We start from the raw sequence: 13,864 nt of genomic DNA, 5'->3' as shown, positions 1-13,864 counted from the left end.
ATACTAATTGCTTATGTTCTATAAGAGCAATGTTTTTTAGGATTGTGCGGTGGGCTGTTGCCGCTTTTATTAGGTGATTTATGGCGATGAATGATATTTCAATGTTGGCGGTATCTGAGCAAGACTCATACTTAGTTAAAAAAGACAGTGATAAAGCAAAACTAGATAGTAGTAATGATGCTGGTTTTTTTGACCAACTAGCTCTTGCGAACCAAGCTTCTGAAACACAAGATTCAGAGGTCAAAGCGCCACACAAACAGCCTTCAGATGAACAACCCGACCTAAAAGAGCAAGATAGCGAAGAAAAGCCTTTGAGCGGTGAAGACATGTTGGCGCAAATTAATGCGGCACAGGTAATCGACACCTCAGTAAAAAATAACTCTCATGGCGGCGCAGAGTTAATAGACAAAAATGGTGTCAAAATAAACATTAAGCCTGAAGATAAGCTTGCACCTATTGTTATTAATTTGCCAAGTGATGAAATTGTTGATGATGCAGCTATTTTACAAGCACAAAATGTTGCAGGTGCTGCATCAGCGAGCAAAACTGCTGTTGAGTCTCCACAGCTTGGAACTAAATCAATAGCGACAGCTGCCACAGCCGGAGAATCTGAGACGGTTAAAAATGAGCAAGCGGTTGCTAAACCATCAGATAAGCCGACTGATTCTACAGGTACTAAAGCATCGATAGACGCCTCTGTTTTAGCGTTGTTATCAAAAGATGATAATGCAATAAAAGCTGATAAACTCTTAGCAAATTTAACGCCTGCTCAACAAGGTGAACTTGCTACTGAGCTTGATGCGATGAGCAAACCTATTAATAAAGACAATGTAGCGGATTTAAAGCAGTTACTCAGTAAGTATGTTAGCGAAAGCGAGAAACCGCAAACTCCTCAACAAGCCATTAATGCACAAATAAGTACGCTAACGACCCCAGAAAAACAGGCATTGCTTAATCAGTTGCAGGGATACATTAAAAGCGAGCCTATACCTACTAAAGAACTTACCTTATTAAAAGGGGTTATCAGTGATTTAGAAACTGCTATCAACGCAGACACTTTGTCTAGTGCCAAAGATAAGCCGTTGTTTGCTAATAATACGTTGATAGCAGGTGTTACACCTAAAACACAACAAGGTACAGAGTCGGCTAATGTAAAACCTGAGCTAAAATCAGAAAGCTCTAAATCGATAGCCGAAACGCCTGAGGAGCTTACTAAACAGCTTGATGTACTACAAAAAGAGAGTATGCGCGCCACTAACGCAGAACAAATGCCACCGCGTGCTGCACAGATTTTTTCTCAAATCATTAATATATTCGATAAATCGTCGCTTAATACTATCGCTAAATACGATACTTTAGGCTACGAGCAAGCTATTATTGAAGCGCAAAGTTTACAGGCTGGGCAGTTACAAAGCACTGCGCAAGCTAAACAGGTGAGCATTGATCCTGCCACCTTACAGGCATTAAATATTATTAAAAGTGATGCCGCAAAAATGCTACAAGAGCGCGTTACTTCAATGTTAAGCATTAATAACAAAGAAGCTGAAATTCGTTTAGATCCACCTGAAATGGGCAGTATGCAAATTCGTATTCGAAGTGATGCGGAGCAAGCACAAATAAACTTTGTAGTGCAAAATCAGCAAGCCAAAGAAGCGCTGGAGCAATCATTACCTAGGCTTAGAGAATTATTAATGCAACAGGGTTTAGAACTAGGTGAAAGCAGCATTTCTTATGGTGGTTCATCTCCAGAACAAAACGAGCAACAAGAAGGTCAGCCACAAGGTCAAATGGCTAATAATAGCTCTTCAGATGAGACAAATAGTGAGCAACCAGATAAGCAAACACATAGTTCTGGACAACAAACGTCATCATCAATAGATTACTATGCCTAAGTCCTGCTATTATAATAGTTAAAACAAGCAAATACCTTTGCGAATAAAGGAAATACAATGGCTGAAGATACTAATTTAGAAATAGAAGAAGTCAGTAAAAATAAAAGCAAACTCATTATAATTATAGCCGCTGTATTAGTTATTGTTGGCGGTGTAGCTGGTTACTTTTTACTATCGGGTGATGATGAGCCCGTAGAAACTTTAACAGATGATGCCGCCAGTGGTGAAGTAGCCGCAGAATCATCAAGCTCCTCGGCAACGGTCGGCAGTGCGCTATATGTTGCTATGCCAAGACCTTTTATATTTAATGTTCCAGGGGCGAGTCGCGATAGAATTGTACAAATTAAAGTGCAATTGCTGGTGCGCGGAGATGGCAATGAAGAAACTGCTAAAAAGCATATTCCGCTGATTGAAGGTACGCTATTGAGTGTATTTTCAATGACTACCGCAGATGAACTAAGCACCAGTGTAGGCAAAGAAACACTGCGCTTTACTGCGCTAGATAAAGTACAAGCTGCAATGATGGATGTGGAAGGAAGTAAAGTAATTGAGCGGGTACTGTTTACCGGCTTTGTGATGCAATAAGGGGTCAGTGTGAGCGATTTATTATCCCAAGACGAAATTGATGCGCTATTACACGGTGTTGATGAGGTCGAAGAGGAAGATATACACGACGGTGAAGACGGTGAGGGAAGTACGCTACAGTATGACTTCTCTTCGCAAGATCGCATCGTGCGTGGTCGCATGCCGACACTTGAAATTGTTAATGAGCGATTTGCGCGTCATATGCGAATTAGCTTATTTAACATGATGCGCCGCACCGCTGAGGTGTCAATTAATGGCGTGCAAATGATCAAATTTGGTGAGTATATTCATACCTTATTTGTACCAACCAGTTTGAATATGGTGCGTTTTCGTCCATTAAAAGGCACTGGTTTAATTACCATGGAGGCGCGCTTAGTCTTTATACTGGTAGATAACTTTTTTGGTGGCGATGGTCGTTATCATGCCAAAATTGAAGGGCGTGAATTTACCCCAACAGAGCGCCGTATCGTGCAAATGCTGCTAAAAATAATCTTTGAAGATTACAAAGAAGCATGGGCACCGGTTATGGATGTGTCGTTTGAGTATCTTGATTCTGAGGTGAACCCTGCAATGGCTAACATTGTTAGCCCAACCGAAGTAGTGGTTATTAGCTCTTTTCATATTGAACTTGATGGCGGCGGTGGTGACTTTCACATTGCGCTGCCTTACTCAATGCTCGAACCTATTCGAGAGCTACTGGATGCAGGTGTTCAGTCTGATACTGAAGATACCGATTTACGTTGGAGCAAGGCACTTCGCGACGAAATAATGGATGTAGAAGTCGATTTGTCGACTCAGCTACTTGAAGTTGATTTAAGTTTAAAACAAATTATGGAGCTTAAGGCGGGGGATATTATTCCTGTTGAAATGCCAGAGCATATTACTGTGTTTGTTGAAGAGTTACCAACATTTAGAGCTAAAATGGGTCGCTCACGCGATAACGTTGCGCTACAAATTAGTGAAAAAATTAAACGCCCTGATTCAGTTAAATCTGAGCTGCATGTCTTTACTAAAGGCGGCAAAAAAATTGATTCAGATGCAGAATTAGCAGAACTAGAAGATGATTTACACCTTTCAAACGGTGTAGACTTAGACTGGTAATTGATTAAAAGGTTAAAAGTATGAGCGATGATCAAGATACGATGGACGAATGGGCAGCAGCACTTGCTGAAGCTGAGGGAACTGACGATGATAGTGCAGAGGTTAAAGTAACCGAGCTTGATGAGCTGGATGATTCGAAGCATGAGCTCAGCGGTGAAGAAAAACGTAAACTCGACACTATTTTAGATATTCCCGTTACTATTTCGATGGAAGTAGGGCGTTCTAAAATTAATATTCGTAACTTATTACAACTTAACCAAGGTTCAGTTGTTGAGCTTGATAGGGTTGCTGGTGAACCGCTTGATGTATTAGTTAACGGTACATTGATAGCACATGGTGAAGTGGTTGTGGTGAACGATAAGTTTGGTATTCGCTTAACGGATGTAATTAGTCAGGTTGAACGGATCAAAAAGTTACGATGATAGCATTACTTGGTTTAAGCAATTCTGTGTTTGCAGCTACCGATGCTGCAACACCCACCACAGACATTATTTCAATGGTGATGTCGTTAGGTGTGGTGGTCGTGTTAATTTTAGTGTTGGCTTTTTTTGTTAAAAAGCTTAATCCAAATTTAACCAATAACGATGAATTCAAAGTGATCCGCAGTCTTCCTTTAGGCTCACGCGAGCGATTAATGGTAGTCGAGATAGATAATGCACAGCACCTATTAGGTGTAACTCCACATAGCATTAATTATTTACACAAGCTAGAAACTCCCCTGACAGAAAAAGAGTTACCAGAATTAGCTAAGCGTTTTGGCAAAATGTTGAATCCGCAACTTAATCAAAATAAAAAGAACTAATATCATGACTAAATGGCTGCTTTTCATATTTGCTATGGTATTCGTACCAGGAGTCAGTGCTGAAGGAATAGACGCGCTTACGATCACAAGTAATGCAGATGGCACGCAAGACTATTCAGTGACGCTACAAGTGTTAGCGATCATGACGGCTATGAGCTTTATTCCAGCAGCCATTATCATGATGACCTCGTTCACTCGAATTATTGTTGTTTTAGCTATTTTGCGCCAAGCGATTGGTTTACAACAAACGCCTTCTAATCAAGTATTACTAGGTATGTCGCTGTTTTTAAGTATTTTTATTATGGCGCCTATTTATGAGCAAATAAACGAACGCGCAATCGAACCGTACTTAAGTGAACAGGTAACATCACTAGAAGCACTCGATTTAGCTAAAGAGCCAATGAAAGCTTTTATGCTTTCTCAAGTACGATTAAAAGACTTAGAAACCTTTGCAAAAATAGCTGGGTACGATCAGCTTGATTCACCCGAAGCAACGCCATTGATAGTGCTTATTCCGGCGTTTGTGACCAGTGAGCTACAAACAGCCTTTATTATCGGTTTTATGTTCTTCATCCCCTTTTTGATTGTCGATTTGGTGGTTGCATCGGTGTTGATGGCCATGGGTATGATGATGCTATCCCCCATGATTGTATCGCTACCGTTTAAGATTATGTTGTTTGTATTGGTTGATGGTTGGAGCTTGGTGATGGGTACGCTCGCTAAAAGCTTTGGGTTGGGCACATAGTGGTGCTTTCTACTTTGAACCAATCACTCTAGGAGTCGCCCATGGAACCTGAAGTATTTGTTGATATTTTAAGTGGAGCCCTGTTTTTAGTTATTAAGCTGGTGTCTGCTATTGTGGTACCTGGTTTAATTATTGGTTTAGTAGTGGCAGTATTTCAGGCGGCAACCTCAATTAATGAACAAACACTGAGCTTTTTACCACGTCTATTAATTACTATTAGTGCGTTAATAGTGGGTGGACATTGGTTTACTCAAGAGCTGATGGATTTTTTTAATCGCTTAGTGCTTCTTATACCCGAAATAGCAGGTTAACGATGGAGTTCCCATTTTCCGTTGTTATTCAATGGTTAAGTGATTTTTTACTGCCCTTGGTGCGTATTAGCTCAATGATCATGATAATGGCGGGTATTGGCGCCAAAAACGTCCCTTCTCGAATTAAAATGGGCTTGGCTGTTGTAGTCACATTTTTAGTTGTGCCTGTTCTACCTCCAGCTACATTTACTAATTTATTTTCTTTTGAAATGGTTTTAGTGGTGCTACAACAAATGCTGATTGGCGTTGCGATTGGTTTTGCATCCACACTACTGCTCAATACATTTGTGTTAGCCGGGCAAATCCTTGCTATGCAAACTGGTTTAGGTTTTGCGTCTGTTGTTGACCCCTCAAATGGAATGAGTGTACCTGCTGTAGGGCAGTTCTACCTCATTTTAGCTACCTTGTTATTTTTTGTATTTAATGGCCATTTAATGATGATTCAAATGGTGGTACATAGTTTTCAGGTATTGCCAATTGATGGTAATTGGTGGGCGGTTGATCATTATTGGGACATAGTGACATGGGGTGGTTGGATGTTTACCACTGCACTAGTGCTTTCGTTAGCGCCATTAACGGCCATGCTTGTAATTAATATGTCATTTGGCATCATGACCCGTGCTGCCCCACAGTTAAATATCTTCTCTATAGGCTTTCCGTTTACCTTAGTGGCTGGGCTCGTTATTATTTGGGCTACCCTCGGTAACTTTATCACTCAGTTTGAGTTCCAATGGCTAAAAATGGTTGAGCTAATGTGTACTCTAGTTGGTTGTTCCCCTTAGGAGAGCGTAATGGCTGAAGATTCAGGACAAGAAAAAACCGAAGAACCCACGCCCAAAAAAGTTGATGATGCCAAAAAGAAAGGCCAAATAGCGCGCTCTAAAGAGCTAGGTACTATGTTTGTACTCATTTTTTCTGCTATTTCTTTATTAATGTACGGCCCTGAAATTGGTAAAGGCTTGTATCGAATTATGGGCAGAATGCTTAGTCTTAATCGCAATGAAACTTACGACACCACAAAAATGTTTGCGGTGTGGGGGGAGGTGGCCGACGTACTGTTATTTCCTATGTCGATGTTTGTACTTATTATTGTACTGGCTGCGTTTATTGGTAACACCATGCTTGGCGGCTTTAATTTTAGCTGGCAGGCAGCAGCGCCCAAAGCCAGTAAAATGTCGCCAATGAAAGGTTTTACTCGGATGTTTGGCCCGCAAGCGGCTATTGAGCTACTTAAGTCAATATTAAAGTTTGGCCTAGTGGCAACTTTCGCTATCTTTTTAATTAATGTTTATTTTGATGAAATATTACATTTAAGTATAGAAAGTGCGCCAGGCAATATCGTGCATGCTTTGGAAATATTAGCCTGGATGTTTTTAGGATTATCTTGCACCTTAATTATTATTGCAGCTATTGATGCGCCATTTCAAAGTTATAGCCATAACAAACAGCTTAAAATGACGATGCAAGAAGTAAAAGATGAATATAAAAACTCTGAGGGTGATCCGCAAATCAAAGCGCGTATCAGGCAAACCCAACGTCAAATGTCGCAAAAGAGAATGATGCAGGATGTTCCTGATGCCGATGTTATTGTTACCAACCCTACTCATTACTCAGTGGCTTTAAAATACGACACAGAGCGAGCTGGAGCGCCTATTGTACTAGCCAAAGGCGTTGACGAACTCGCTATGCAAATTCGTAAAATTGCTTTGGGTAATGAAGTGCCTATTGTTGAGTCGCCTACCTTAACGCGAGCGCTTTATCATACCGCTGAAGTAGGGGATCAAATTCCCGATCAGCTCTTTACTGCAGTTGCCCAAGTGCTTGCCTATGTATTTCAACTTAAACGGTTTAAAAAAGGCCGTGGAAAACGCCCTGTCGCGCTTAATAAAAAGCTGCCAATCCCTGATGAATTTAAGTATTAACCGCTAACCAACTAACTTGGAATAGTTATTGCAATTTCAGCGTAGTGTCAATTTTTTGAAATTGTAGAGTTATGGAATTTAAAGCGGTATTACAACAACTTAATAAAGATAAAAAAGAATATGCAAAAGGCGTTGGTACACCGCTTTTAGTCTTAGCTGCGCTTGGCATGGTTATATTACCACTGCCTCCATTTCTGCTTGATATATTATTTTCGTTTAATATCGCGCTCGCATTAGTTGTATTACTGGTCACCGTATATACCATGAAGCCGCTTGAGTTTGGCATGTTTCCAGCGGTGTTGTTAATCGCTACGATCATGCGTTTAGCACTTAACGTAGCCAGTACTCGGGTGGTACTTCTTGAGGGTCATAATGGTGGTGATGCCGCTGGTAAGGTAATTGAAGCATTTGGCTCGGTGGTGATTGGTGGTAACTACGCCGTGGGTTTAGTGGTGTTTCTGATTCTAATTATCATAAACTTTGTGGTAATTACCAAAGGTGCAGGGCGTATTTCTGAAGTGTCAGCACGCTTTACCCTTGATGCCATGCCGGGTAAGCAAATGGCGATTGATGCAGATATGAATGCTGGCTTTATTAGTGCAGAGCAAGCCAGAGAGCGTCGTGATGAAGTAACCCGTGAAGCCGACTTTTATGGTTCTATGGATGGTGCCAGTAAATTTGTAAAAGGCGATGCTATCGCGGGTATCGTCATTTTAGTGATCAATATTGTAGGTGGTTTATTTGTTGGCATGATCCAGCATGACTTGAGCTTTTCACGCGCTATGGAAGTGTACACACTATTGACCATTGGTGATGGCTTAGTCGCGCAATTACCTTCATTACTACTTTCAATTGGTACTGCGATTGTTGTAACGCGTCAAAATGAGTCGCACAATATGGGCGATCAGTTTAAGCAGCAGCTAGGAAACGAAAAATCATTATTTATTGCCTCTGGTATCCTCATTACTATGGGTTTAGTCCCAGGTATGCCGCATATTGCATTTTTAAGCTTAGGGGCGCTTTTAGGTTACCTTGCATACTACACCCAGCAAAACAAACTTAAATTGGCGGCTGCTGAGGCCGAAGAAGCTGAAAATGCAGCCTCAGGTACCGGGATTGCGGCTAAACAAGAACAAAAAGAACTGGGTTGGGATGATGTACAGCAAGTTGATGTTATTGGCTTAGAAGTAGGTTATCGATTAATTCCTTTGGTTGACCAATCACAAGGTGGTGAGCTGTTAAACCGCATTAAAGGGGTGCGTAAAAAACTATCTCAAGAGCTGGGCTTTTTAGTACCGCCTGTACATATTCGCGACAACCTTGAACTTGATCCAAATGCGTATCGCATCACTATGATGGGTGTATCAAGTGGTGAGGGAGAGCTTAAACACGGCGATGAATTAGCAATTAACCCAGGCCAAGTGTTTGGCCCGCTAAAAGGCATTGAAACTACAGACCCTGCATTTGGTTTAGATGCGGTATGGATAAAACCCGATCAAAAAGATGAAGCGCAATCTTTAGGTTATACCGTAGTTGATTCAGCAACCGTTGTGGCCACTCATATTAGCCAGTTACTCACCAATAGCGCCGCATTATTGCTTGGCCACGAAGAAGTACAAAACTTATTAGATATGTTAGGTAAAAGTCACCCTCGCTTAGTTGAAGGGCTAGTACCTGAGGTATTACCGCTGACCACCATCGTTAAAGTACTACAAAACTTATTAAATGAAGGGGTAGCAATACGAGATATGCGCTCAATTGTTCAAACCCTTGTTGAGTATGGCCCTCGTAGCCAAGACCCTGATGTATTAACGGCTGCAGTGAGAATATCGTTGCGTAGATTAATCGTTCAAGATGCTGTTGGTATGTCTTCTGAAATCCCTGTCATAACCTTGGCGCCTGAGTTGGAACAGATGTTGCATCAGTCACTTCAAAATGCAGGTGATGAAGGTGCCGGAATAGAACCAGGACTTGCTGATAGACTTCAAACATCATTGAATGAAGCGCATCAAAATCAAGAAATGGCCGGTGAACCTTCAATATTGCTAACGTCAGGAATGTTACGCACTGTGCTATCTCGATTTGTTAAATACACCATTCCAGGATTGCGAGTGATGTCTTATCAAGAGATACCAGATGAAAGACAGATCAAGATTGTCAGCTCTGTAGGCCAACAATAAGATTTTAAAGGGGTTTGAATTATGAAAATTAAACGTTTTTTTGCTAAAGACATGCGCACCGCACTAAAAGAAGTAAAAGAAGAGCTCGGTGTTGATGCGGTTATTATGTCAAATAAGAAACTAGCTAATGGCGTTGAAATTGTTGCAGCTGTTGATTACGACAAAGCCGCAGCAAAAGCGCCAGAGCAGCCTCAAAGCCAGCCAGCTGCAAGCGCTTCATTTGCACATACCCAGAGCTCACATAATTTTGTAAAACCAGAGCCACAACGTGCTCAACCTAAGCCACAAGCAAAGGTAGCTGATAGTTTACAAGCTTTATTAGAACGTCAATCTCCCCGTCCTCGTTCAGCAGAGCTTGCGTCAATGTTTTCACAATCAGGCATTGATACCTCTGGTCATTATCAAGAACAAGAAGCTGTGCAATCTCGACCTAAAAATATGTTTGAGCGTGAACCAAGCGCACCTGCACGTCCTCGTACTCAAGCTGATAGCTTGGGTTTTGATGATTTAGACAGTGGTTTTGACGATTTAGACTCACCGAGTGCACCTCGTCAGCAAACGATGCAAAACGAGTCGAGTGATATAAGCACTATGCGCGAAGAAATGAACGCAATTCGTCAATTACTAGAACATCAAGTGTCAGGTTTAATGCAACAAGATATGGCACGTCGCGATCCAACCCGTGCATGCATGATTGACCGTTTAGTGGGTATGGGGATAGATAAAGATGTTGCTGAGCAAATGGCATGCTTTGTACCCGACGATGTATCTCGCCAACAAGGTTGGAAAGCCTTATTGAATATGGTTGAAGATCAAATGCAAACCACTAACAACGAAATTCTTCGCCAAGGTGGTGTTTATGCACTAGTAGGCCCAACAGGGGTAGGTAAAACCACCACAGTTGCAAAATTAGCTGCATTAGGTGCGCAAAAATATGGTGCTGATAAAGTTGCACTTATTACTACTGATACCTACCGTATTGGTGCGTATGAGCAGCTAGCAACCTATGGTCGAATTATTGGCTGTGGCGTTAAACAAGTTAAAGATGCAAATGAATTAGCAGAAGTTTTATACCATTTACGAAATAAACGTCTAGTCTTAATTGATACAGCAGGAATGAGTCAGCGAGATTTGCGTTTAACTGAGCAGCTTAATACCTTGATGCGTAATCAGCGTGTAGATATACGTAGTTATTTAGTATTAAGTGCTACAGCACAAATTAATGTATTACAAGAAACAGTAAGGCATTTTAAAAAAGTACAGCTTAGTGGATGTATTTTTACTAAGTTAGATGAGTCATTGAGTTTAGGTGAGATTATTAGTATTGCGATTCAAAATCGTCTCCCAATAGGGTATCTTACTAACGGTCAGCGAGTACCAGAAGATATTAGAGTGGCAAATGCCGAAAAACTAGTAAGAAAAGCTGAGCAATTGTATTTAAAAAGAATAAAAGCACAACAATCACGACACCAATCAGTGGCGTCGAGCACAGTAGAGATGTATGATTAACACAGTTTTAGATCAAGCAAGCGGCCTTCGCAAAATGAGCAACAATAATAATAACGGCGTAAAAGTTATCGCTGTCACCGGCGGCAAAGGTGGAGTAGGTAAAACAAACGTATCCCTTAATACGGCAATCGCGCTAGGCCAACAAGGCAAACGTGTGCTGGTTTTAGATGCTGATTTAGGGTTAGCTAATTGTGATGTTATGCTTGGACTGCGTGTAGAGCGCAATTTATCTCATGTCTTATCAGGTGAGTGTGAACTTGAAGATATTTTAGTTGAAGGCCCTGCAGGTATAAAAATAGTACCTGCAACATCGGGTTCGCAAAGTATGGTTGAGTTATCTCCTTCAGAGCACGCTGGACTTATTCGTGCATTTAGCGAGCTTAACACTGATTTTGATATTTTAATTGTTGATACCGCTGCGGGTATTTCTGACATGGTATTGAGCTTTTCTCGTGCCGCACAGGATGTGGTTGTGGTGGTATGTGATGAGCCAACATCAATTACCGATGCCTATGCGCTCATTAAAGTACTGAGCCGTGAGCACGGCGTATACAAATTTAAAATTGTTGCCAACATGGTGCGTAGCTTACGTGAAGGGCAGGAATTATTTGCTAAACTTTCAAAAGTAACCGACCGATTTTTAGATATATCAATGGAGCTTGTTGCAACAGTTCCTTATGATGAGAATATGCGCAAATCAACGCGTCGCCAAAAAGTGATAGTTGAAGTTTTTCCAGGATCTCCAGCAGCGATTGCTTTTAAAACACTGGCGACAAAAATTACTAAGTGGCCAACACCTAGTCAAGCCTCGGGTCATTTAGAGTTTTTTATTGAGAAGCTAGTTAGTAACTAATAATGACAATACCGGTGAATAGAGCTATGGGATATCAGTCAACACAGAGTTTAAATATGATTGTTGAAAAGCATGCCTCATTAGTCAAAAAAGTGGCATGCCATTTAATTGCTCGTTTACCGGCCAGTGTGCAACTAGATGATTTAATCCAATCAGGTATGATCGGATTAATAGAAGCTTCAAAAAACTTTGATGCAAGCAAAGGTGCGAGTTTTGAAACCTTTGCGGGAATTCGTATTCGTGGTGCAATGATAGATGAAATGCGTCGAGGTGATTGGGTTCCACGCTCGGTTCACAGAAAAAGCCGCTTAGTAGCAGAGACTATTGTTGCTCTTGAAAGTAGTTTAAACCGTGAACCCAAAGATAGTGAAGTTGCTGAAAAACTTGAAATTTCGTTAAATGAGTACCATCATATTTTAAACGATGTGAATGTAAGCAAAGTTTTAGGTATTGAAGACCTTGGTATTGACGATGATGTGATTACACCGCATGGTCAAGATTTAGCACTAGACAAACCTTTCAATAATGTTAAAAATGAACGGTTTAATGAGTCTTTACTCAATGCGATAAAGTCGTTACCGGAAAAAGATGCAATGGTGCTTTCTTTGTACTATAACGATGAAATGAATTTAAAAGAAATTGGGCATATACTCGATGTAAGTGAGTCGCGTGTAAGTCAGATACATGGTCAGGCGATGATTAAGCTTAAAGCAAAAATCAATGACTGGATAAACTAGAAGTAAGTAAATAAAGGTTCAGGCCTCACTGGAGGATGTTTTGGATAAAAACATTAAAATTCTTGTTGTTGATGATTTTTCGACGATGAGACGTATTATTAAAAACCTGTTGCGCGATTTAGGTTTTACCAATGTTCAAGAAGCAGATGACGGGTCAACTGCTTTACCTATGTTACAAAATCAAGCGTTTGATTTTGTTGTAACAGATTGGAATATGCCAGGCATGCAAGGTATTGATCTTTTGAGGGCAATTCGAGCTGATGAAAAATTAAAGCATATTCCTGTTTTAATGGTGACAGCAGAAGCTAAAAAAGAACAAATAATTGCTGCTGCCCAAGCTGGCGTTAATGGTTACATTGTTAAACCATTTACTGCAGGTACATTGAAAACTAAATTAGAAAAAGTGTTCGAACGCTTAGGTTAATGAGAGGGAGAGGCTTATGTCAGCACCTGCTGCGCCTCAGATTACTTTAGAACAAGCTCGCCAGTTAGTGGTTTTTTTAGAAAATGGTGAGCAAGATAAAGCGAATCAGTTAATTTTAGAAACAGCTTCACAAGAGCAATCACAGCTATTTGCTGAGGTGGGTAAGTTAACGCGTCAACTGCACGAAGCTTTAAAGAGTTTCGAGTTAGACACGCGTTTAACAGATATTACCACTGATGCCATCCCTGACGCTAAAAAACGCCTTAACTACGTCATGGAAATGACAGAAAACGCAGCCAATAAAACAATGGATGCAGTTGAAGCAAGCTTACCATTAGCACAAGAAATTGCTGACGAAATAGCTGACATCAAGCCAACGTGGGATCGCTTAATGAACCGCGAAATAGAGCTTGGTGAGTTTAAGTCACTTTGCCATAGTATTGATAAGTTTATGAACAGCTCTCATCATAAAACTGATGAGTTGCAAATGTTGATGACCAATGTATTGATGGCTCAAGACTATCAAGATTTAACTGGTCAGGTTATTCGTCGTGTTATTGAACTTGTGCGTGAAGTTGAAGAAAGCTTAATCCACTTGTTAACTGCATTTGCAGCACAAGGTGAAGTTGAGCCAGCACAACTGACCGAACAACCAGAAGAAACAGAAGATTCCATTGTTGCACAAACACTAGCAGGCCCAGAAGGGCCTATTATTGATAAAGAATCGCGTAATGATGTTGTATCTGATCAAGATGAAGTTGATGATCTATTATCAAGTTTGGGCTTCTAATAGGAGAGTACTG

General features: G+C 40.8%; 15 protein-coding genes. All 15 read left to right on the top strand.

Annotation, left to right across the window (positions count from 1 at the left end):
• Positions 1 to 80 precede the first annotated feature (80 nt).
• The 15 genes from CWB75_RS09615 to CWB75_RS09545 all read left to right on the top strand — a co-directional run bounded on the left by CWB75_RS09615 (position 81) and on the right by CWB75_RS09545 (position 13,851).
• Positions 81 to 1,892, top strand: coding sequence for a flagellar hook-length control protein FliK (locus CWB75_RS09615; protein ID WP_138570500.1), 1,812 nt, complete (start codon positions 81 to 83; stop codon positions 1,890 to 1,892).
• A gap of 57 nt (positions 1,893 to 1,949) precedes the next feature.
• A complete protein-coding gene (gene fliL / locus CWB75_RS09610; RefSeq protein ID WP_010387911.1) occupies positions 1,950 to 2,477 on the top strand; it encodes a flagellar basal body-associated protein FliL in 528 nt (175 codons plus the stop codon).
• 9 nt (positions 2,478 to 2,486) lie between these two features.
• Positions 2,487 to 3,578, top strand: a complete 1,092-nt coding sequence (gene fliM / locus CWB75_RS09605; protein WP_010387912.1) for a flagellar motor switch protein FliM — start codon at positions 2,487 to 2,489, stop codon at positions 3,576 to 3,578.
• A gap of 20 nt (positions 3,579 to 3,598) precedes the next feature.
• Positions 3,599 to 4,000 carry a flagellar motor switch protein FliN gene (gene fliN / locus CWB75_RS09600; RefSeq protein ID WP_010387913.1) on the top strand — a complete coding sequence of 134 codons (402 nt, stop codon included), beginning with the start codon at positions 3,599 to 3,601 and terminating at the stop codon, positions 3,998 to 4,000.
• Entirely contained in the window at positions 3,997 to 4,380 is a 384-nt protein-coding gene (gene fliO, locus CWB75_RS09595) for a flagellar biosynthetic protein FliO (protein ID WP_010387917.1), read from the top strand. Before fliN ends, fliO begins: the two co-directional genes overlap by 4 nt.
• Positions 4,381 to 4,384: 4 nt before the next feature.
• Complete coding sequence (gene fliP, locus CWB75_RS09590) at positions 4,385 to 5,125, top strand: flagellar type III secretion system pore protein FliP (protein WP_010387920.1); 741 nt, start codon at positions 4,385 to 4,387, stop codon at positions 5,123 to 5,125.
• Between the two features lie 41 nt (positions 5,126 to 5,166).
• Positions 5,167 to 5,436 carry a flagellar biosynthetic protein FliQ gene (locus tag CWB75_RS09585; protein ID WP_010387922.1) on the top strand — a complete coding sequence of 90 codons (270 nt, stop codon included), beginning with the start codon at positions 5,167 to 5,169 and terminating at the stop codon, positions 5,434 to 5,436.
• A 2-nt stretch (positions 5,437 to 5,438) separates the two neighbouring features.
• Entirely contained in the window at positions 5,439 to 6,218 is a 780-nt protein-coding gene (fliR, locus tag CWB75_RS09580) for a flagellar biosynthetic protein FliR (RefSeq protein WP_010387923.1), read from the top strand.
• Positions 6,219 to 6,227: 9 nt separating this feature from the next.
• On the top strand, positions 6,228 to 7,358 hold the full coding sequence (gene flhB, locus CWB75_RS09575; protein WP_138570499.1) for a flagellar biosynthesis protein FlhB: 1,131 nt from the start codon (positions 6,228 to 6,230) through the stop codon (positions 7,356 to 7,358).
• Between the two features lie 71 nt (positions 7,359 to 7,429).
• On the top strand, positions 7,430 to 9,538 hold the full coding sequence (flhA, locus tag CWB75_RS09570; protein ID WP_010387925.1) for a flagellar biosynthesis protein FlhA: 2,109 nt from the start codon (positions 7,430 to 7,432) through the stop codon (positions 9,536 to 9,538).
• A 21-nt stretch (positions 9,539 to 9,559) separates the two neighbouring features.
• On the top strand, positions 9,560 to 11,047 hold the full coding sequence (gene flhF, locus CWB75_RS09565) for a flagellar biosynthesis GTPase FlhF (protein WP_138570498.1): 1,488 nt from the start codon (positions 9,560 to 9,562) through the stop codon (positions 11,045 to 11,047).
• Positions 11,040 to 11,900, top strand: a complete 861-nt coding sequence (locus CWB75_RS09560; RefSeq protein ID WP_054201715.1) for a MinD/ParA family ATP-binding protein — start codon at positions 11,040 to 11,042, stop codon at positions 11,898 to 11,900. Before flhF ends, CWB75_RS09560 begins: the two co-directional genes overlap by 8 nt.
• 26 nt (positions 11,901 to 11,926) lie before the next feature.
• On the top strand, positions 11,927 to 12,637 hold the full coding sequence (locus tag CWB75_RS09555) for an RNA polymerase sigma factor FliA (protein WP_054201714.1): 711 nt from the start codon (positions 11,927 to 11,929) through the stop codon (positions 12,635 to 12,637).
• A 40-nt stretch (positions 12,638 to 12,677) separates the two neighbouring features.
• Positions 12,678 to 13,061 carry a chemotaxis response regulator CheY gene (gene cheY, locus CWB75_RS09550; protein WP_008112210.1) on the top strand — a complete coding sequence of 128 codons (384 nt, stop codon included), beginning with the start codon at positions 12,678 to 12,680 and terminating at the stop codon, positions 13,059 to 13,061.
• A 16-nt stretch (positions 13,062 to 13,077) separates the two neighbouring features.
• Positions 13,078 to 13,851 carry a protein phosphatase CheZ gene (locus tag CWB75_RS09545; protein ID WP_054201713.1) on the top strand — a complete coding sequence of 258 codons (774 nt, stop codon included), beginning with the start codon at positions 13,078 to 13,080 and terminating at the stop codon, positions 13,849 to 13,851.
• Positions 13,852 to 13,864 lie beyond the last annotated feature (13 nt).

This window comes from Pseudoalteromonas sp. S1608, assembly GCF_005887265.1.
GTDB classification, from domain to species: Bacteria; Pseudomonadota; Gammaproteobacteria; order Enterobacterales; family Alteromonadaceae; genus Pseudoalteromonas; species Pseudoalteromonas undina.
Note: the sequence above shows the minus strand (reverse complement) of the source record. Positions and strands in the feature narration are given on the sequence as shown.